The 20,223-nt window shown below is 37.9% G+C and carries 19 protein-coding genes; 17 read left to right on the plus strand and 2 right to left on the minus strand.

The features are described from left to right. The first annotated feature begins 39 nt into the window (after positions 1–39). The 4 genes from nhaC (at position 40) to BK585_RS01760 (ending at position 4,903) form a co-directional block, all read left to right on the plus strand. A complete protein-coding gene (nhaC, locus tag BK585_RS01745) occupies positions 40–1,431 on the plus strand; it encodes a Na+/H+ antiporter NhaC (protein WP_078551420.1) in 1,392 nt (463 codons plus the stop codon). A 113-nt stretch (positions 1,432–1,544) separates the two neighbouring features. Beyond that, the gene (locus BK585_RS01750; protein ID WP_078551421.1) at positions 1,545–2,441 is read left to right on the plus strand and encodes a DoxX-like family protein; all 897 of its coding nucleotides are present in this window, start codon (positions 1,545–1,547) and stop codon (positions 2,439–2,441) included. 17 nt (positions 2,442–2,458) lie between these two features. Then, positions 2,459–3,136, plus strand: coding sequence for a DUF4166 domain-containing protein (locus BK585_RS01755; protein WP_078551422.1), 678 nt, complete (start codon positions 2,459–2,461; stop codon positions 3,134–3,136). Positions 3,137–3,214: 78 nt separating this feature from the next. Next, entirely contained in the window at positions 3,215–4,903 is a 1,689-nt protein-coding gene (locus BK585_RS01760; RefSeq protein ID WP_078551423.1) for a YndJ family protein, read from the plus strand. Positions 4,904–4,986: 83 nt separating this feature from the next. Here BK585_RS01760 and BK585_RS01765 read toward each other — a convergent pair whose 3' ends face one another. Continuing rightward, positions 4,987–6,660 carry a glutamine--tRNA ligase/YqeY domain fusion protein gene (locus tag BK585_RS01765; RefSeq protein ID WP_078551424.1) on the minus strand — a complete coding sequence of 558 codons (1,674 nt, stop codon included), beginning with the start codon at positions 6,658–6,660 and terminating at the stop codon, positions 4,987–4,989. Between the two features lie 251 nt (positions 6,661–6,911). On the opposite strand from BK585_RS01765, the gene BK585_RS01770 reads away from it, so the two are divergent. After that, positions 6,912–7,856, plus strand: coding sequence for an L-lactate dehydrogenase (locus BK585_RS01770; protein WP_245805764.1), 945 nt, complete (start codon positions 6,912–6,914; stop codon positions 7,854–7,856). A gap of 157 nt (positions 7,857–8,013) precedes the next feature. Here the strand turns inward: BK585_RS01770 and BK585_RS01775 are convergent, their stop codons facing one another. Continuing rightward, the gene (locus BK585_RS01775; protein ID WP_078551426.1) at positions 8,014–8,466 is read right to left on the minus strand and encodes a hypothetical protein; all 453 of its coding nucleotides are present in this window, start codon (positions 8,464–8,466) and stop codon (positions 8,014–8,016) included. 232 nt (positions 8,467–8,698) lie between these two features. Here BK585_RS01775 and BK585_RS01780 point away from each other — a divergent pair, with 232 nt between their 5' ends. From BK585_RS01780 to BK585_RS01835, 12 genes are all read left to right on the plus strand, one after another. Beyond that, on the plus strand, positions 8,699–9,754 hold the full coding sequence (locus BK585_RS01780) for an LLM class flavin-dependent oxidoreductase (protein ID WP_078551427.1): 1,056 nt from the start codon (positions 8,699–8,701) through the stop codon (positions 9,752–9,754). 239 nt (positions 9,755–9,993) lie between these two features. Then, on the plus strand, positions 9,994–11,163 hold the full coding sequence (locus tag BK585_RS01785) for a glycosyltransferase family 4 protein (RefSeq protein ID WP_078551428.1): 1,170 nt from the start codon (positions 9,994–9,996) through the stop codon (positions 11,161–11,163). 5 nt (positions 11,164–11,168) lie between these two features. Next, positions 11,169–11,975, plus strand: a complete 807-nt coding sequence (locus tag BK585_RS01790; protein WP_078551429.1) for a glycosyltransferase — start codon at positions 11,169–11,171, stop codon at positions 11,973–11,975. A gap of 22 nt (positions 11,976–11,997) precedes the next feature. After that, positions 11,998–12,735 (plus strand): tRNA pseudouridine(38-40) synthase TruA, encoded by a 738-nt coding sequence (truA, locus tag BK585_RS01795; protein WP_078551430.1) that lies wholly within the window; start codon positions 11,998–12,000, stop codon positions 12,733–12,735. Between the two features lie 378 nt (positions 12,736–13,113). Beyond that, a complete protein-coding gene (locus BK585_RS01800) occupies positions 13,114–13,914 on the plus strand; it encodes an HAD-IIA family hydrolase (RefSeq protein WP_170885447.1) in 801 nt (266 codons plus the stop codon). After that, on the plus strand, positions 13,907–14,455 hold the full coding sequence (locus tag BK585_RS01805) for a glycerol-3-phosphate responsive antiterminator (RefSeq protein WP_078551432.1): 549 nt from the start codon (positions 13,907–13,909) through the stop codon (positions 14,453–14,455). Before BK585_RS01800 ends, BK585_RS01805 begins: the two co-directional genes overlap by 8 nt. A gap of 20 nt (positions 14,456–14,475) precedes the next feature. Then, a complete protein-coding gene (locus tag BK585_RS01810; protein ID WP_078551433.1) occupies positions 14,476–15,834 on the plus strand; it encodes an ABC transporter substrate-binding protein in 1,359 nt (452 codons plus the stop codon). 26 nt (positions 15,835–15,860) lie between these two features. Next, complete coding sequence (locus BK585_RS01815; protein WP_170885694.1) at positions 15,861–16,751, plus strand: carbohydrate ABC transporter permease; 891 nt, start codon at positions 15,861–15,863, stop codon at positions 16,749–16,751. A 19-nt stretch (positions 16,752–16,770) separates the two neighbouring features. Beyond that, on the plus strand, positions 16,771–17,571 hold the full coding sequence (locus BK585_RS01820) for a carbohydrate ABC transporter permease (protein ID WP_078551434.1): 801 nt from the start codon (positions 16,771–16,773) through the stop codon (positions 17,569–17,571). Positions 17,572–17,583: 12 nt separating this feature from the next. Next, positions 17,584–18,378 (plus strand): sugar phosphate isomerase/epimerase family protein, encoded by a 795-nt coding sequence (locus tag BK585_RS01825; RefSeq protein WP_078551435.1) that lies wholly within the window; start codon positions 17,584–17,586, stop codon positions 18,376–18,378. 323 nt (positions 18,379–18,701) lie between these two features. Beyond that, positions 18,702–19,847, plus strand: a complete 1,146-nt coding sequence (locus tag BK585_RS01830) for a KamA family radical SAM protein (RefSeq protein ID WP_078556564.1) — start codon at positions 18,702–18,704, stop codon at positions 19,845–19,847. A 179-nt stretch (positions 19,848–20,026) separates the two neighbouring features. Then, complete coding sequence (locus tag BK585_RS01835) at positions 20,027–20,206, plus strand: DUF4083 family protein (protein WP_078551436.1); 180 nt, start codon at positions 20,027–20,029, stop codon at positions 20,204–20,206. The last annotated feature ends 17 nt before the right edge of the window (positions 20,207–20,223 follow it).

Below are 20,223 nucleotides of genomic sequence, written 5' to 3' on the forward strand. Positions count from 1 at the left end.
GTATGATAAAGAGACTCTATTAACGTTCGGAGGTATAGAATGTCAGACGAAAAAACACCAAGTTTTAACGTATCTATTATTCCTATTATCTTTTTAGGTATTTTTCTAGGGTTAAGTATTTTTGTATATGATGCCGAACCGCATATGGCTTTGTTTCTAGGTGGAGCGGTTGCTGTTATTGTTGCGCTAACACAGGGATATAGTTGGAAAGAGATAGAGGATGGGATGACAGACTCTATTAAAACGGCTATTCCTGCGTTTATTATTATGCTTATTATTGGAATGGTTATTGGAGTTTGGATTGCTAGTGGGGTTGTTCCAGCTTTAATTTTCTTTAGTTTTGACTTTATGACGCCTACGATATTTTTACCAGCCACATTGCTTTTTTGTAGTGTCGTCGCTATTGTGACAGGGAGTTCTTGGACAACCGCAGGGACAGCGGGAATTGCCTGTATTTTTATAGGTGAAGGTTTGGGAGTTCCAACAGAGATGGTCGCTGGGGCCGTTGTGTCTGGAGCGTTTTTCGGGGATAAACTTTCCCCCTTATCAGACTCTACCAATCTTACCCCTTCCATTGTCGGTGTGAAGCTTTATGAGCATATTAAACACATGTTATATACGACGCTACCTGCATTTATGATAGGTTTAGTGTTCTTCTTTGTTCTTGGTTTGTGGACAACTGAAGGTCAGGGATCTAATGGGGAGACCCAAGAACTGCAAAGCATATTAGGAGATACGTTCGTGTTTTCTCCATGGCTCTTATTACCGCCTCTTGCGGTTATTACGATGATATTATTTAAAATGCCAGCTATCCCGAGTCTCATTGTCGGTGTAGTATTAGGAAGCGTCATGCATGTAACGGTTCAAAGCGGAAGCATGAGCGAGATGCTGACCACGCTTTATAGTGGATTCTCTGTTGAAACAGATTCAGACACGATGAACAATATTCTCTCTCAAGGTGGCATGTCTGATATGTACTCGGTCATTGCCCTAGCAATGGTAGCCTTAGGCTTTGGTGGCATTATGAATAAGTGCGGCATGCTTCATGCGATAGTCATGGGGATGATGAAATTTGTGAAAAGTACTGGAAACTTAATTGCAACGACGCTCGCTTCCGGTATATTTATCAATATTTTCAGTGCAAACCAATACTTAGCCGTTATCATACCTGGTCAGATGTTTAAAGAGTCCTATGAAAAAAACAACTTACACCAAAAGAACTTATCAAGGGCAATGGAGGGTAGTGGTACGCTAACTGCTCCATTAATCCCTTGGAACAGCAGTGGAATGTTTATGCTCACTGTATTATCGGTAAGTCCAGTAGCGTATGCACCATTTGCGATAGTTTGTTGGCTAACCCCAATAATTGTAGCGGGATACGGATACTTTAATATTACGATGGAACCTACGGAGGATAAAGATGAGCAATAAATAAGGCGACTGTGATTCTTTTTTCACAGTCGCCCTTACTTTTATGGTAATGTTTAGTAATAAGGTAGTGAAAATTATTACTATATTGGAGCCGGAAGTGAGGGAGCAAGATTGTGAAATCTAAGCCGATTTATGTTGAGATAGAGATTGAAAGTGATATGGAACGAGTATGGGAGTACACTCAAAACCCAAGTATTCATGAGCAATGGGATTTACGGTTCTCTGAAATATCATATTTGCCTAAAGCAAAGGAGGAAGACCTCCAAAAGTTCTTATATAAAACGAATATTGGATTTGGGCTCAGCATTGCGGGAGAGGGAGAAAGTGTAAAAACAATCCAAAAAGATAATGAGAGGATGTCTTCTCTAAAATTTTGGACTAATCATCCTTTGTCACTTATTCGAGAGGGTAGTGGGTATTGGAAGTATGTTCAAACAGAAAGTGGGATTCAATTTTTTACTCAATATGACTATAGAACTCGTTTTGGTTTGTCGGGAAAAATGATCGATATATTATTTAAGCCACTCATCGGGTGGGCGACTGCATGGAGTTTTGATTGTTTACGTATTTGGATTGAGAAGGAAATTCCACCGCGAATTTCCCTTCTAAGAACAATGTACCATTTTATTATTAGTTTTGTGTTAGCTTTTATTTGGATTTATCAAGGATTAGTTCCTAAGATTCTTCATCAAGAAGCGGGTGAACTGGCGTTACTAAAAGGGACTGGCTTGTTTCAAGGAAATGAAGTGTTGTTTTTGTATGGGTTGGGTATTGGCCAAATTGTGTTTGGTTTGCTTTTTCTATGGATTAATCGGCAGAAATGGCTGCACCTCGTTAACATAGCTGCTCTTCTAGCATTAGGTGTTGGGGCTTATTTCAGTCAAGGCGTTGTCTTTGCTGGTCCTTTTAATCTACCCACGATAACTGTTGCCGTAGTTGGGTATTCTGTCATAGCACTATTAAATCTTCAAGATTTGCCAAGTGCTTCAAGGTGTAAAAGACGTCGATAGAGTAGAAGGTGATAAGCTTGTCAATTTATGAGAAGGCTCTCGGAAAAGAATATAAGAAGATGCACCCTAAGTTACAGGAAAAGTTTGGTTTAACAAGTCAAGCTAATATAGCAAGCATAAGTAGAGGAGTTATGGATGAAATTTGGGGCGGACGCATTTTTATGTATCCTTTCTTACAATTAGGGACGCTTAAACATATTTCGTTTCGAGAAAGAGGATCTCAAATCCCGTTTACTCTAGAAAACTATGCTTATAAAAATTCAATTGGTCAAGAGTGTATGGCGTGGAATCGTAGTTTTAATTTTTCAAAAACAAGGCATTTCGATGCAACGATGGTGTATAGCTCTAAAACAAAAGGAATAGTAGATTACTTGGGTATCGACCAAGATTTTGTTACAAAAATAGATTTATCTGTTTTAGAAAATGGAGGAATTCGCCTTTTATCTGGTCCATTGGTATTTAACAATATGGGTATAAAATTTAATATCCCTTCGTTTATTTCAGGAGTTGCTGAAGCTGTTGAATGGTATGATGAGATAAATGAGAAATTCCATATTAAAGTTGAAGTAAAAAACAAAATGTTTGGTACGATTTTTGGATATAAAGGGACTTTTAAAACCGAATATTACTCCTGTACTGGTGGAATTCCTAAAAATAAGAAGCCAAGAAAAGAAGGTACCATGAATGTATTGTGAAGCCACTATAAAACAAATCAATTGTTTCAGTACCCCCATGTCTTTAAAGTCGTTTGTTTTCAGTAAAGGAAGAAGCTTATGAAAAAAATAGTAATTGTACAAGCAGTTATAGGTTTGCTCGTTTGGTTAGTAACTTTATTTTTATTGCAACTCCCAATTGTAGAGAGATTGTTGCTTTTTGCCATGTTTGTCGTTGTCCCTTTAGCCTTATCTTTAACAGAGACAAAATACCGTGATGGAACCTATTTTAAAACATATGTAACATGTGTCTACCTATACCCTGCAGCTGTCATACTAGCTTTTCTATCTTTCTTATTTCCGCCAGGGCTATTGGCTGGGGTATTAGCACTGGGGTGGTTAATTTGGACCGGTCTTGTTTTTTTATTTGGTTTACAAAGATTGCTAGCCAGAGGGTTTTATATTATTGAAGAAGTAAGTATAGACATTGGGCTAATGTACCTCATTTTAGGTGGAGCATGGTTTACTATTTTTCAATTTGGTCTAGATGTGATGGGGTTTGGGGCTTTGATTATTTTATTAACCGCAATACATTTTCATTTCTCTGCTTTTATTACTCCTATATTTGCTGGATTACTAGGAAGAGTGATAAGACAGTCTGCTGCCCCAATGCCTATGTCTTACCAAGTGGCTACAATCGGTATCATGATTAGCTCACTAGGAATTGCATTGGGTATTACCTATTCAAGAGTAATTGAGTTTTCCTTTGTTCTTATTTTTGTGAGTTGTTTGTGGATATACACGTATTTAATTGTGGTTACACATAGAAAGAGGATAGTGAATAAGATTGCCTACACCCTTTTAGCAATTTCCTCAATCACCTTACTGTTTACGATGACCCTTTCTATTTATTATGGATTAGGAAGATTACTCAATCTCACCTTAATCACCATACCTGACATGGTCTGGTTACATGGCATTGGAAATGCTTTCGGTTTTGTATTTCTTGGTGTTATTGGTTGGTTACTTCTATCTCCTAAGATGCATCGTAGTTGTTATGGGGTTTCGTTTAGCAAGATTTATGGTAAAACCAAAATTGGTTCAAATTTTTTTGATAGGCATAATTACCGAGATAAGAAGAATTCTTGTCATGGTCTTGTGGAAAGTATTGATTGTTTTGAGCAGGGACATTTTCAACCAAACAAGGTTCACGGTGACATAAAAGGGTTTTATGAAAATACAGTAAACTATGAAATGAAGTCTTCAACAACCTGGCATTTTGGATTTCAGACACTTTCTTTCGTATATAACCAGATCAGCTCGACCATTGAACAACTTAATATTCCAAGGAATGAACCTGATGAAGAGTTTGTAGTTGATAATCAAATTCTTGCTATAGATAGTAAGAAGGATGGAAGAGAAAAAGTTAGAGCTTGGGTAAGAACATCGAGAAAAACAGGGAAAGCCGTTTTTGTTGCTGCGTATTCTTATCATCAGTATGAAGGAAATAAATATTTAAATATAGCGTTACCTCTTCCACTTGGGCAAATGACAGGAGTTCTTCGTTTTGAGAATCCGTCTAGTGGAGATGGAATGGTGTTAACTAGTTTTGGGAAGGAAAATAATAAAGGAGACGAGGGAATATATTTTGTGACGAGATGGTTTTCCGTTCGATTACCTCTTAGTGAACATTTTATTATCGAAGTACCGAATTCATCAGAGAATCAAATAACAGCAAAACATGAAATGTGGCTTCTAGGTATAAGATTTCTATCCATTAATTACTTGATTGAGAAACGAACGACGTAAGTGGAGGAAAAGAGAAGAAGAGGCTGTGACAAAAGGTTGCGTTTACCCTATGTTCAGCCTCTTCTTATTTACTTTTATAATCGTTACAACTTAAACGAACTCTTCAACGATACAACTAAGTTAAAGACAAGCTTGTTTTCTGTCGTGTGCTTAGGGTCGACACTAAAGTAGCCATGTCTAAAAAATTGAAATTTATCTTGAGGGCTAGCATCCTTCATATTCGGTTCGACAAAGCCTTGAAGAATTTGAAGAGAATTTGGGTTCACTTGGTCTAGGAACGATTTTTCTACCTCTGGCTCTGTAGATTCTGCCTCAAGTTCGGTTGGGTCTTCACTTACTAGTAATGGTTCGTACAGGCGGAACTCAGCAGGCACTGCTTGAGAAGCATCCACCCAATGAAGTGTTCCTTTTACCTTACGCCCGGTAAAGCCCGAACCACTCTTCGTTTCGATATCGTACGTACAATGAATTTCAACAACATTCCCATTTTCATCCTTAACAAAGTCTTCACACTTAATGAAGTACGCATGCTTTAAGCGAACCTCGTTTCCAGGGAAAAGACGGAAATACTTTTTCGGCGGATCTTCCATGAAGTCTTCTTGCTCAATATATATTTCTCTTGAAAACGGGATTTGTCTTGAACCCATTTCTGGATTTTCAGGGTTGATTTCAGCTTCTAGCATTTCTGTTTGTCCTTCAGGATAGTTTGTAATTACTACTTTTAAAGGACGTACGACACCCATTGTTCGCGGAGCTTTCAGTTTCAAATCTTCACGAACAAAGTGATCTAACATTTGTGAGTCGACCACACCTGAGCCTTTCGATATACCTGTTTCTCTAACAAATGCTCGTATCGCCTCTGGTGTATAGCCTCTTCTTCGTAATCCAGAAATGGTTGGCATTCGTGGGTCATCCCATCCATCGACGAACCCTTCATCAACAAGCTGTTTTAACTTACGCTTACTCATCACAGCATTCGTAATGTTTAAACGACCGAACTCAATTTGTTGTGGTTTACTTTCCATTTCACATTCTTCAACAATCCAATTGTACAGTGGACGTTGGTCTTCAAACTCAGTCGTACAAATTGAATGAGTGACATCTTCAATCGCATCTTCTAATGGATGAGCGAAGGAGTACATAGGATAAATACACCATTGATCTCCAGTGTTATGATGTGTGGCATGAGAAATTCGATAAATGACAGGGTCACGTAAGTTAATATTCGGTGAATTCATATCGATTTTGGCACGTAATACCTTTTCTCCGTTTCCGAATTCCCCTTTTTTCATGCGTTCAAATAAATCTAAGTTCTCTTCAATCGAACGTCCTCGATAAGGACTGTCTTTTCCAGGCTCAGTTAACGTCCCACGGTAGGCACGAATCTCTTCTTGAGTCAGGTCATCGACATACGCTTTTCCTTTTTTGATAAGAAGAACCGCTCGTTCGTACATTTCTTGGAAGTAATCTGAAGCAAAAAATAATCCGTCCCAATCATACCCTAACCATTGCACATCTTCTTTAATAGCATGAACATATTCGGAATCTTCCTTCAATGGATTTGTGTCATCAAAACGGAGGTTTGTTTTTCCGTTAAATTCATCTGCTAAATCAAAATTAATGACAATCGATTTGGCATGTCCGATGTGTAAATATCCATTGGGCTCAGGAGGAAAGCGTGTAATGACGTGTTTTCTTTTTCCGCTGGCTAGATCATCTTTTATAATATTTCGAATAAAGTTTGAGTTATGCTCCACTAAAATCAACCCTTTCTACTGTCTCTGCTCTTTGATATAATTTTCCATTATACACTATGTAATAGTCAATATTGTAACACAAGTCGAGTTGTGAGCAAATTCTCGATCGGTATCTAGCAAAAAACAAGGAGCTGCTTGTTTCCTCAGTGGATATTCCAAATGGAATTGCGGAAGCTAGAAGAGTACAGTTATCATTTATAATCAGTTATACTTAGAATATAAAAAAATATATGTTGAAAGGTGGAAATGATATGAATCGTGTGGCGTTAATCGGAAACGGTTTTGTAGGGTCAAGTTATGCGTTTGCCTTGTTAAACCAACCTATTGCAGATGAGCTAGTCATCATAGATTTGAACAAAGAGAAAGCAGAGGGGGACGCGATGGATCTTAACCATGGTCTTCCGTTTGCTCCTTCTACCACAAGAATATGGTCAGGAGACTACGCTGATTGTGAACACGCAGACATTGTTGTTATCTGTGCAGGTGCAAATCAAAAGCCTGGTGAAACACGATTAGATCTTGTTGAAAAAAACACAAAAATCTTTAAGGCAATTGTCGAACAAGTAATGGCAAGTGGCTTTGACGGTATTTTTATTGTAGCTACCAACCCTGTAGACATTTTAACGTATGCTACATGGAAGTTTTCTGGTTTACCTAAAGAGCGTGTCATTGGCTCAGGAACCATTTTAGATACAGCACGTTTTAGGTATTTATTAGGTCAGTACTTTCACATTGACACTCGGAATGTCCATGCCTATATTATTGGAGAACATGGTGATACGGAGTTGCCTGTATGGAGTCATGCCGATATCGGTGGAAGACCAGTTCATGATTTAATTCAAAAAAATGACAAATGGAGTGCGGAAGATTTAGACGATATTTTTGTAAATGTACGAGATGCCGCATATGATATTATTGAGAGAAAAGGCGCTACATACTATGGGATTGCGATGGGCCTTGTCAGGTTAACAAGAGCTATTTTTCATGATGAAAATTCAATATTAACCGTATCTGTTCATCTAAATGGCGAATATGAAAATGATGATGTCTACATTGGAGTACCAGCAGTTGTTAACCGTCAAGGGATTCGACAAGTGGTTGAATTAAATTTAAATGATAAAGAGAAAGAGCAATTCAACCATTCAGTTAATGTATTAAAGGAAACAATGAGTTCTCTTTTTGATAAAAAAGAATAAGAAACAGGAAGAGGATACAGTGACGTAACTAGCTAAAATACTTGCACTGGCTTCACTCAAAACTTGCTATTAAGGTTTCGGTTTCGTTCAGTGCTTAGAGGGTGGGACAAAAGGTTAAACAACCTTTGTCCCACCCTCTTAAATGAGCACACTGTTGTCACGATTCCCTCTGACGTTCCGCAACCATCTGTAATACCCAAAACCCGTTAAGAACAATGTTAAAGGCTACAGTAAAAAATGCCCACATTGGAACGATTTCTTCTCGCATCGAATCCATAAAAAACCACAACAGTATTAAAATTAAAATCCTAATTGCATTTAACCCAATTGTCTTCTTTTCAAGGAGAAAAATACGCCAAGAAAAGAGTTGGTTGGGGAATTTCTTAACAGAATATAAGTATACAAATAAATAGAAAATCGAAGAAAAGAAAAATAATAAAATAGGAGCAAATACCATAGCTAAAGCAACAGCACCTACATTATCAATTTCAGGATTGCTATCTCCAAGGAATAATACCATTGATTCATACATTTTAAATAGAGAATAACAAGAGAAAACGGAAAATAGATAACTTACTATTAGTAGTTTTAATTTTTTTGTGACCTTCATTATGTCAATCCTTTCACCGAATGTTTGGTTAGCATCATAGTATTTGCTAAGTGTAACATATCTATCATATCTATCATAAGTCCTGTACATACATTACGAATTGTTATCATCACTTTTAATTGATTAAGATGAAATCACTATCTACGAGCACATTTTTTGTGAACAAATAGAGGTTCAGGTAAGATGTAAAAAAAGAAATAATAATTGCAGATTTGGTAGGAGGGTCATTATCGTGGAAATAGGATTAAGTACATTTGTTGAAACGACACCAGATGTTAATGGTGAAGTGATAAGTCACGCACAACGAATTCGAGAGGTTGTCGAGGAAATTGTCCTAGCTGACCAAGTAGGACTAGATGTATTTGGAGTAGGAGAGCATCATAGGGAAGATTTTGCCGCGTCATCTCCTGCAATTATCCTAGCTGCAGCTGCATCTCAAACAAAACGAATTAGGTTAACAAGTGCTGTTACTGTGTTGTCCTCTGCAGACCCAGTACGGGTTTTTCAAGATTTTGCTACGGTCGATGCCATATCAAACGGTCGAGCAGAGATTATGGCTGGAAGAGGTTCTTTTATTGAGTCGTTTCCCTTGTTTGGTTATAACCTCAATGACTACAATGAATTATTTGAAGAAAAACTAGAATTGTTATTAAAAATAAGAGATTCAGAAAAGGTGACGTGGAAAGGCGGACACCGTCCAGCGATTGATAACTTAGGTGTGTATCCTCGACCGGTTCAAGACCCATTACCGGTTTGGATTGGAAGTGGAGGGAATTCAGAGTCTGTTGTGCGTGCAGGGATTCTTGGGTTACCACTTGTGCTAGCGATTATCGGAGGAAGTCCAATACAGTTTGAGCCTCTTGTGCAACTGTATAAAAAAGCAGTGGATCATGCAGGTCATGACGTCTCGAAGCTAACCGTTGCTTCTCATTCGCATGGATTCATTGCCAAAAATTCAGAAGAGGCAGCCGATAAATTTTTCCCATCTACTCAGTATGTGATGAATAAGCTCGGAAAAGAACGAGGATGGGGACCTTATACTCGTAGAAGCTTTGATGTTGCTCGTAGTTTTGACGGAGCATTATATGTTGGAGACCCGAAAACAGTCGCCGATAAAATCATTCATCTTCGAAAAAATGTTGGTGTGACACGTTTTATGTTACATGTACCTGTTGGCACAATGCCTCATGAAGATGTCATGAGTGCAATTGAATTATTAGGGAAAGAAGTAGCTCCAATGGTTCGTGAAGAAATTGCGAGATGGGAAGCTAGTGAACAAGGAAAATAGTAGCAGAGTGGGAAGTTAGGAGATCCCAAGGATTACTCTTTCCTCTATTTGTCAATAACACCCAGCAGCATAATTATGTTGCTGGGTGTTCTTGATCTCATAAGGTAAACAAGGCATAATGAGTATTTTGTAATAGATAGAAACGAGCGTTTATAACTATTTAACTAACACATTTTAGGCTTTAGACTTAACATAATGAGGTAAATCTTCATAATATTACGAAAGCTGAAGGTGTTAGGATGGGAGCAACGAAAAAAATGTGTGTTGTCACAACAACATCGATTACGATAAAAACGTTTTTAATAGACCAGCTTTTGTTTCTATCAAAAAAAGGATATGAAATTACGATTATTTGTGATTACGACAAAAATTTGGAAAAGATGTTAAATGAGGAAATTCGCTATCAACCCGTCCGAATGAAAAGAGGAATGGATGGTTTCGGTGCGCTAAAAAGCATTTGGCAGTTGTATCGACATTTTAAGCAAGAACGCTATGACATCGTTCAGTATTCCACTCCCAATGCGGCGTTTTATGCCTCCTTTTCTTCTTGGCTTGCGAGAACTCCGGTACGACTATATTGTCAATGGGGGATTAGATATGTAGGTTTTACAGGATGGCGTCGACGTTTATGTAAAGCCATCGAGAAGATGGTTTGTGAGTTTTCAACGTATGTCGAACCAGATAGTAAGGGGAATCTCCTTTTTAGTCATGACGAACACCTTTATCGAAGCAATAAAAGTAACGTCGTTTGGAATGGCAGTGCCAACGGTGTTGATTTTAGGAGATTTAACATCAAGTATAAAGAAACGTGGCGTAAAGAGGTAAGAAATCAATATCAGATTACGGAAGACAACATTGTCTTTGGATTTATTGGCCGTTTAACGAAAGATAAAGGGATCAATGAACTGTTTGCTGCATTTAAGTCATTGTCAGAACAATACTCTTATGTTCGTCTGCTTTTAATTGGCCCAGATGAGCAATATGGAATTGACGAAGAGTTGAACAATTGGGTAAAGCTACAAAACTCAATCATCCATTGTGGGTTTGTACATGATGTTGAAACATATTATGCTGCACTCGATGTATTAGTATTACCTAGTTATCGTGAAGGGTTTGGTTCCGTTGTTATTGAAGCAGGAGCGATGGGAGTACCTGTCATTGTATCCGATATACCTGGTCCAACTGAAGCGATTGAAAAAGGGAAAAGCGGCATTGTCATTCCAAAAGGTGAAATACAACCGTTGAGTGAAGCAATGAAAGCTATGCTATGCTCCAGTAGAAGAACCAGCATGGGCGAAGCTGCTGTTTCTTTTGTTCATAAACACTTTGACCAGAGGAAACTATGGGTACACATCCTTTCAGACCGTAACCGCTTACTAACAGAAGCTAGATTTAAAAAAGGGGGTTGAATACTTTGAAAAACCCTAAAGTGTCTATTATTATGGGGATATATAACTGTGAAAAGACGTTAGAAGAAAGTATCAGTTCCTTGCTAACCCAGACCTACTCGGATTGGGAGTTAATTATGTGTGATGATGGGTCTACAGACTCCACGTTACAAGTGGCAATGTCTTTTGCGCAGCGCTACCCAAATATAATTGTGATTAAGAATGAAAGCAATAAAGGACTAGCTCATAGCTTGAATCAATGTTTACAGTTTGCTACTGGAGAATATATTGCTAGGCAAGATGCAGACGACCGTTCTCGGCCCAAAAGAATTCAAAAAGAAGTCGATTGGCTAGACCGTCAACCACAATATGATATAGTCAGTACCGGTATGGCCTTCTTTGATGAAAAAGGATGTTGGGGAGAAATATTATCAGTCGAAGAGCCACAACCAAAAGATTTTATTAAACAGTCTCCGTTTTGTCATGCGCCATGTATGGTGAGAAAAGAAGCTATTCTTGCCGTGAACGGATACGATGAATCGAAGAAAACCTTACAGGTTGAAGACTATCATCTCTGGTTTATGATGTATGCGCAAGGTTCAAAAGGCTACAATATACAGGAAGCTCTCTATGATGTTAGAGATGATAGAAATGCAAATAAAAGAAGAACCTTTAGAAGAAGGCTAAACGAAGCGTATGTTAGGGCAAGTGGATATTACAAGTTGAAGTTACCAATTCCAGCCTATCTCTTTGCTTTTCGACCTTTGGTAGTAGGATTAGTTCCATTAAGGGTATATAATCAGCTTAGAAAACTACGTTACAAACATACATAAAAGTGGAAACAAGGAGAATTCAATGAACAACTATAAGTTAGTCATACAATACGATGGTGGTCGTTATAAAGGTTGGCAGCGTCTTGGTAACGGTGAATTAACGATCCAAGGAAAAATTGAAAGTGTTTTATCTGAGTTGGAAGGAAAACCCGTCGAAATCATTGGAGCGGGTAGAACAGATGCAGGGGTTCATGCGCTTGAACAAATTGCTACTTTTAAAAGTCAGAAAGATGTAAAAGAAAGTGAGATTAAAAAGCATTTAAACCGCTATTTACCCCAAGATATAAGCATCGTCGATGTAATAAAGGTTCATGACCGTTTTCATGCTAGGTACAACGCTGTAAATAAAACCTATGTCTACAAGATATGGAATGAAGAGTATACTCACCCTTTCATGCGTAAATATAGCATGCATGTAAAAGAGAAACTAGATGTTCAAAAGATGAAAGAGGCCGCCACTCATTTTGTCGGCGAACATGACTTTACCGCTTTTTCAAATGCAAAATCAAAGAAAAAATCAATGGTACGCACTATCCATTCGCTTGAATTGATTCACAATGATGGCTTCCTAGAGGTTAGAATACGTGGAAATGGCTTTCTGTATAATATGGTCCGAAAAATTGTAGGTACTCTGATTGAAGTAGGACAAGGTAAAGTCAATGCTGGTAGCATTCCGAAAGCTCTGCAAGCAAAAGAAAGAAGCCCAGGGTTAATGGCAGAAGCCCAGGGACTGTACTTGAAAACGATTGAATTTGAATAAGAAGTAATGTAAATAACAAAGAAACTGAGGCTGGAACAAAAGATGATACTATCTTTTGAACCGGCCTCTTTGTGGTGGTGAGTAAAGCCAATGTCTGTTATTTCACTTCTAAACTATTGCCCTATGAAAAAATGCTTAACAAATTACAAACGGATTCTTTACATTTCATAAATATGTCATTTACAAATAGTTGATAAGATGTCCATGTAAAGAAAACAAAATAAAAGTTCTCTAATGGGTGGAGAAAATAATTGAGGAGTAACCCTGGGGAAGAAAAGCAAGTGTGTGAGATTGATAGGATCGATCTGTGGTTTGTACACTTTCTCTTCTTTTTCAATGGGTTCTTCTTTTTGTGCATTTGAATACAGGAGGTCAAGCATGAAAGACTATGATACATACATATTTGATATCGACGGGACGATAGTGAGGGAACAAACGGAGATACCAGGGTCGATTAACACGTTAAGAACACTGAGAGACAAAGGAAAGCAACTTTTGTTTGCAACAAATACACCTTTATTTACAAAGGCTAGATTAGTAGAAAAGTTGAGGAACATTGGGTTTGCAGTGGAAGTTGAAGAAATCGTGACTCCAATAGATGCGTTAGAGTTTTATTTTAAAGAAAAAAACATTACACCAAAGCTATTACCAATTGTTGATGTAGAAGTTTGTGGAGAATTACAAAAAAGAGGCTATCAATTGGTAGCTAGTACTCGTGACGAGTGCACCCATGTTTTGCTAGGTATGAACAAAAATATAACGTACCAAAGCTATTGTGATGCTTTGTATCAATTGGACAACGGGTCAGAACTATTATTGCTTAACAAAGATTTATATTGTCCCACCGAGGATGGGCGTGTGCCAGATAGTGGGGCATTAAGTGCCGTTCTTACAAGCTGTACTACAAAAGAGCCTGAACATGTCGGCAAACCAACTAAATGGATGCAACAAGCGATAATTAGTAGGGTTACATCTACCATCGCTACTTCTATATTTATCGGAGATTCACTCACAACAGATATTGAAGTAGGTAAAGCTTTGGGGATGGATACCTGCTTAGTCGAAACGGGAGTCGCTTCCTACCAAAATAGAGTCAATTATGAGTCTACCTATGTCATGCAATCCGTTGCAAATATTCTACTAACACAAGAAAAGGGAAAGGGAGAGTGCTGTGTTTAAGAAAAATGAAATCATTGTCAGTGTACATGATGAAGAATCACTCGAAGCAGTGTTACAAGAGGAAAAGATAAAAACGATTTTTTTATTAAATGACAACATTATTGACCTAACTGAAACGATGAGAAAAATACGCCATTACGAGAAGAGAGTATTTCTTCATGTAGATACAGTACAAGGTCTATCGACAGATTTAAAAGGCATTCATTATGTGGCAGAAGTGCTACAACCAGATGGAATATTGAGCACGAGAGGTCAAGTTATTTCAAGTGCAAAACGGTTTGACTTACTTACCATCCAGCGTTTGTTTTTTATAGATTCTAATGCCTTAGGCACTGGGATTAAAAGTATAAAAAAGAGTAATCCTCATGCTGTTGAAGCAATGCCCGGCTTAATGCCAAAGGTGATACGAACGTTAGCGGACTCAATCGAACAGCCAGTCGTCGCTGGTGGATTAATTCAACAATTAGGGGAGGTGGATGCCGCACTTCAAGCAGGAGCTGTTGCCGTTTCATTAAGTCGTAAATCATTTATCAATTTATAAAAAATAGGAGTGAAAGAGAAATGAAAAAGGGTTTAGTTTTCGTAATGTTTTTTATAGTAGGTGTGATATTAGCAGTTGGATGTTCATCTGAGGATAGTGCGCAAACCAATACGCCAGATCAACAAACAAAAAGCACAGAAGTCGAAGTTGAAGCGACAGAAGAAATGGTAGAAATTGATTGGTATTATCCAATTGCTGTTGGTGGTCCACTGACAGAAGTGATTCAAAAGATGGCGGATGACTTTATGGCAGAACATCCAATGATTAAAATTAACCCGGTGTACACTGGAAGTTACGATGAGACGATGACGAAGGTTCAAACGGCGGTACAAGGAAACAATGCACCTGAATTAGCTGTTCTTCTTTCTACTGAATTATACACATTAAAAGATATGGACGCGATTGTATCTTTTGAGGACTTTATAGCTGAAGATGGTGGTGAATCGTACATTAATGATTTCTTCCCTGCCTTTTTAGAAAATGCTCAAACAGGTGGAGAAACATGGAGTATTCCTTTCCAACGAAGTACGATTGTCCTTTACTACAACAAAGAAATGTTTGAAGAAGCGGGATTAGACCCAGAGCAACCACCAACGAATTGGGATGAGCTTGTTAGTTATGCTGAAAAGTTAACGAAGCGTGATGAAAATGGACAAGTGACACAATGGGGTGTTGAAATCCCGACATCTGGATTCCCTTACTGGTTGTTCCAAGGGTTTGCGCTACAAAATGGTAAAAATTTAATGAATGGCGATGGAACCGAAGTTTATTTTAATACGCCAGAAAACGTGGAAGCCCTTCAACTATGGTTAGATTTAGCAAACAAACACGAGGTCATGCCTAAAGATGTCATTGACTGGGCAACAGTGCCTTCAAACTTTATCGAAGGAAAGACAGCGATGATTTACCATACAACAGGAAATTTAACGAATGTACGTACCAACTCTGATTTTGATTTTGGAGTGGCGTTTATGCCTGGAAACAAACAATATGGAAGCCCAACTGGTGGAGGGAACTTTTATATTTTTAAAGACGTTCCAGAAGAAAAACAACAGGCTGCTTGGAAATTTGTAAACTGGGTGACTCAGCCGGAACGTGCTGCACAGTGGAGTATTGATACAGGATATGTCGCGACGTCTGTTTCTGCCTATGAAACACAATTAATGAAAGAGTATGTAACTGATTTTCCACAAGCAGCTGTAGCGAGAGACCAATTACAACATGCTCAAGCAGAATTATCAACTCACCAAAATGGACGTGTTTATAAAGCAATTAATGATAATTTGCAAGCTGCCATCGTAGGCACACTGACTGCGGAAGAAGCCCTTGAAAAAGCACAACAAGAAGCAGACAAAATTTTAGAACCTTTTAATAAGTAATTGAAAAGTAAGGAGATATCAATGTGATTTCTTTTTGGAGAAGAAAGCAAGTGAAAACGAATGTATACGCCTGGCTTCTTCTCCTTCCTTCCTTCGTCTTTTTGGTCTTATTTACGTTTTGGCCAATTGCAAAGACATTCCATTTGAGTTTATTCCAATCAGATTTAGCAACGGTTGAACCGTTCTTTATTGGCTTGGATAACTTTAGGATTCTAGCAAGTGATGAAGTGTTTTGGAAGGTGATGAAAAACAATATGATATATGCAATTGGAACGGTTCCAACAAGTATGGCGATCGGGCTAGGGATGGCACTGTTAGTGAACCGTGCATTAAAAGGTGTAGGTTGGATTCGTACCTTTTTCTTTTATCCTACAGTCATACCGATGATAGCAATAGCGAATATTTGGTTATTTATGTATACTCCCCAATACGGAATGATAAATCAGGTCCTTTCTTGGTTTGGGATTGCTGATATCAATTGGTTAGGCAACCCTTCAACAGTAATGATTGCTATGATAATCATGGTTATCTGGAAGGAAGCAGGTTTTTTTATGGTCTTTTACCTGGCTGGTTTACAAAACATTTCAAGAGAGCTTTATGACGCGGCTGCAATCGATGGGGGAGGACCGTGGAACGTTTTTTCAAAAATTACTTTTCCACTTCTTATGCCAACGACTCTATTTGTTTTTATTATTGCAGTAACCAATTCATTTAAACTTGTAGACCACCTTGTAATTATGACGCAAGGTGGACCAGATAATGCAAGTAACTTATTACTCTTTTATATTTATCAAACTGCTTTTTCCTTTTGGGATCAAGGACTAGCTTCTGCTTTAACGGTAGTCATGCTTGTAATTATGGTCGCTATTGCAGCATGGCAATTTTTAAAGGTAGATAATAAGATTCACTATAGTTAAGAACTGAGAGGGGTACCGATTGAAACGATTAGTTGATTTGTCTACATATATATTAGCCTTTTTTTGGGTAGTTCCTTTGCTATGGCTTGTGCTCACAGCCTTCCAACCTAGAGAGTTAGCAATTTCGTTAACTCCAACATTTAGCTTTACCTTGGAAAATATGAGCAAGGCTTGGAATGCAGCCCCATTTGCTCAATACTACCTTACTACATTTATTATTGTGTTTGGTATTTTAGCCGTACAGCTTGTGACCGGTACATTGGCGGCATATGCTTTTGCTAGGTTACACTTTTTTGGCAGGGAATTTATTTTTATTTTGTTTTTAGTTCAAATTATGATTCCAGCCGATGTTCTTATTTTTCCAAACTATAATGTTTTGCGTGATTTAGCTTTACTAGATTCAAAGCTTGGGATTATGATTCCATATTTTGCAACAGCTTTTGGGATATTTCTATTACGGCAAACGTTCAAAAGCATTCCATTTGAATTGGAAGAAGCAGCAAAAATGGATGGTTGTAACCTCTTGCAAATCATATGGCATGTGTATGTGCCATTAGCAAAACCAACCTTTGTTGCCTTTGGACTTGTATCGGTTAGCCACCATTGGAGTAACTTCCTATGGCCGTTAATCGTAACCAATTCAGTTGAGAACCGTCCACTTACGGTTGGGTTATCAATCTTTGCAAAATCGTTTGAAACAGGAGCACAGTGGGCTGAAGTGTCGGCTGCTACTTTTATGGTTATTTTCCCATTAATTTTGGCTTTCTTTATTTTTCAACGTCAATTTATTAGTAGCTTTATGCAGTCAGGAATTAAATAGGAGGGAACGAGAATGTCTCAGTACGGTATATCGACTTTTGCTGTTTTTCATTTGCCTTTAGAAGAAGGAGTCAAGGAAATAGTTGAAAGAGGTTGGAAACATCTCGAGTTTATGTGTGAAGGTCCTGGAGAAGAATTGTTAGAATGGTCTCCCTCCAAATTAATTGAGATTCGTGATTACTTACAGTATCACGGGGCGACAACGTCTATCCATGCTCCTATTACGAGAATAAATCTAGCGAGTAGTGATGTGGCGGTAAGAGAAGAAAGTATAGCTCTGTTACGCCAGTGCTTTCAAATCGCAGATGTATTCGAAAGTCAGTATGTACTTTCTCATCTAGGCGTAGGAGAAGATAGAAAGGAAAGTTTAAGACATTGTGTGGAATCTATTCAAACGATAATAAAAGAAAAATACACTTCTGATTTTTATATTGAGAATGTTCCACCCGTTGAAAGATTACTTGGTGGAGACGTTTCCGATTTAATCTTTGTGTTAGAGCTTGTCCGACATGAAAAGCTAGGTGTTGTGTTTGATACGGGTCATGCGAACATGAAGCAAAAGCTGTCACCAATTGAACAATTCCAATTGATTGGAGAGCATACGAAGGTGGTTCATGTTAGCAATAACTATGAATTAGAAGATGAACATTTACCAGCAGGAGAAGGGTGTTTTCCTTGGAGACCATGGAATGAACTTGCCAAAATTAAAGGAATTGACCCATTATATATTATGGAAAATAAAACGATAAACGACGCTGAAAAGTCAAAAAGGTGGTTAGCTGACCTTGAGGTATCACGTTTATCATGAGAGCGTAGCTTCCTAACTTTTGGTAGGGAGCTTTGTTTTTTTTGTCACATTCAAAAAGAAAAGGGAGTGATTTTTTCATATAGTAATGTTTTTTGACAGGGATTGACATAATGGGTAAAATTAAAGAATAGGAGTTTCCTAGTTTCTTTATTCCCCCCCTTAGTAAGAAGCCTTTCCAAAAAATCTGTTCTACTACGCCTAATATCCTATACACATCTTTAGAGGGTATGTCTTCAACAGGATTTGAAACTCAAAAACATCACAAGAAAAAACATCATGAATCTTCACCGATTCCAAAAAAACAACATTCGGAGGTGGAAGTCATGGCTCAACCTAAGTACATTATGAACATCGATAAGATTGAGCACATTTCAGAACAAGAAAGAGAAAAGTTAAAACAGATTACAGAAAAGTTTGTGTTCCGAATCAATGACTATTATTTAAGTTTAATTGATTGGAAGAACCCTAATGACCCTATCAAAAAGCTAATTATACCAAATGAAGGTGAACTTCAGGAATACGGTCGCTGGGATGCCTCAGATGAGGATACAAACTATGCAGTACCTGGGTGCCAGCATAAATATGGGACAACCGCCCTTTTAATTGTATCTGAAGTATGCGGAGCTTATTGCCGTTATTGCTTTAGGAAACGCTTATTTCGAAATGATGTAAAAGAAGCAATGTCAGATGTAGCACCTGGATTAGAGTATATTAGGAATCATCCAGAGATTAATAATGTTTTATTAACTGGCGGAGACCCACTAATTTTAGCAACGAACAAACTACGATATATCATTGAAAGCCTACGAGAGATTGAACATGTCAAAATCATTCGAATTGGCTCCAAGATGCCTGTATTTAACCCTATGAGAATTTATGAAGATGAAGGCTTGTTGAATCTGATTCGAGAATATTCTACATCAGAAAAGCGAATCTATGTGATGGCGCATATAAGTCATCCACAGGAAATGACGGATAAAACGTTTAAAGGGTTACAAGCTCTGCACGATGCAGGGGCGATAATCATGAACCAAACTCCAATATTAAAAGGAGTCAACGATGATCCTGAAGTCCTAAGCCTATTATTAGATAAGTTGTCATGGGCAGGAGTAAGACCATATTATTTCTTTATTAACCGACCTGTAGCAGGAAATCGAGAGTTTGTGCTAACGCTTGAAGAAGCCTATGATATCTTTGAAAAAGCAAAAGCAAGAACATCCGGATTAGGAAAACAAGTTCGGCTCTCAATGAGCCATACATCGGGTAAAATTGAAATTCTAGCCATTGAAAATGGAAAAGCCTACTTAAAATATCACCAATCCAGAGACAATGAGTATGGAAAATTTATGGTGCTCGATTGTCCGAAGGAAGCTACCTGGTTCGATGAGTTACCAGGCAATGAAATGTATTGGAATAAACCAACGAAGAAAACAGATGAAGTCGTTTCGGTAAATGAAATGCTAGTTTAACAAATAGGGATAAGGGGGTCGTTAATCTCCCATATCCCTGTTTTATCTTGAGATTTTTCGTTTGGAAAATGTAAAAAGATAAGAGTATTCTTAGTACTTCCCATCAAAAAAAAGATAGTATACTGGTTTGGAACACGACTAGATTAGTATATAATGTAATATATAGGGAGGTTTGGAAGATGAGTATAAGCTTTGGAACGATGTTATACCAGCTTTTTTCTTTTGCATTTATTGGATTAATTATTTTCGGAATCATATTTTTTATTCGCTCAATAAAGCTTCGAAATAAACAAATCGCAACACTCGAAAAGAAAATAGACCAGTTGGATAAAAAGGTTAGTCAAAACAAAATAGAATAGTAGCAAGGAGTGTAACC

This window comes from Bacillus alkalicellulosilyticus (assembly GCF_002019795.1).
Taxonomy (GTDB): Bacteria; Bacillota; Bacilli; order Bacillales; family Bacillaceae_F; genus Bacillus_AO; species Bacillus_AO alkalicellulosilyticum.

Excerpts from the sequence above, each read along its gene's own strand:
- nhaC (WP_078551420.1), top strand. The coding sequence starts at position 40 with ATGTCAGACGAAAAAACACCAAGTTTTAACGTATCTATTATTCCTATT.
- BK585_RS01760 (WP_078551423.1), top strand. The coding sequence starts at position 3,215 with ATGAAAAAAATAGTAATTGTACAAGCAGTTATAGGTTTGCTCGTTTGG.
- BK585_RS01770 (WP_245805764.1), top strand. The coding sequence starts at position 6,912 with ATGAATCGTGTGGCGTTAATCGGAAACGGTTTTGTAGGGTCAAGTTAT.
- BK585_RS01775 (WP_078551426.1), bottom strand. The coding sequence starts at position 8,466 with ATGAAGGTCACAAAAAAATTAAAACTACTAATAGTAAGTTATCTATTT.
- BK585_RS01785 (WP_078551428.1), top strand. The coding sequence starts at position 9,994 with ATGGGAGCAACGAAAAAAATGTGTGTTGTCACAACAACATCGATTACG.
- truA (WP_078551430.1), top strand. The coding sequence starts at position 11,998 with ATGAACAACTATAAGTTAGTCATACAATACGATGGTGGTCGTTATAAA.
- BK585_RS01800 (WP_170885447.1), top strand. The coding sequence starts at position 13,114 with ATGAAAGACTATGATACATACATATTTGATATCGACGGGACGATAGTG.
- BK585_RS01810 (WP_078551433.1), top strand. The coding sequence starts at position 14,476 with ATGAAAAAGGGTTTAGTTTTCGTAATGTTTTTTATAGTAGGTGTGATA.
- BK585_RS01825 (WP_078551435.1), top strand. The coding sequence starts at position 17,584 with ATGTCTCAGTACGGTATATCGACTTTTGCTGTTTTTCATTTGCCTTTA.
- BK585_RS01830 (WP_078556564.1), top strand. The coding sequence starts at position 18,702 with ATGGCTCAACCTAAGTACATTATGAACATCGATAAGATTGAGCACATT.
- BK585_RS01835 (WP_078551436.1), top strand. The coding sequence starts at position 20,027 with ATGAGTATAAGCTTTGGAACGATGTTATACCAGCTTTTTTCTTTTGCA.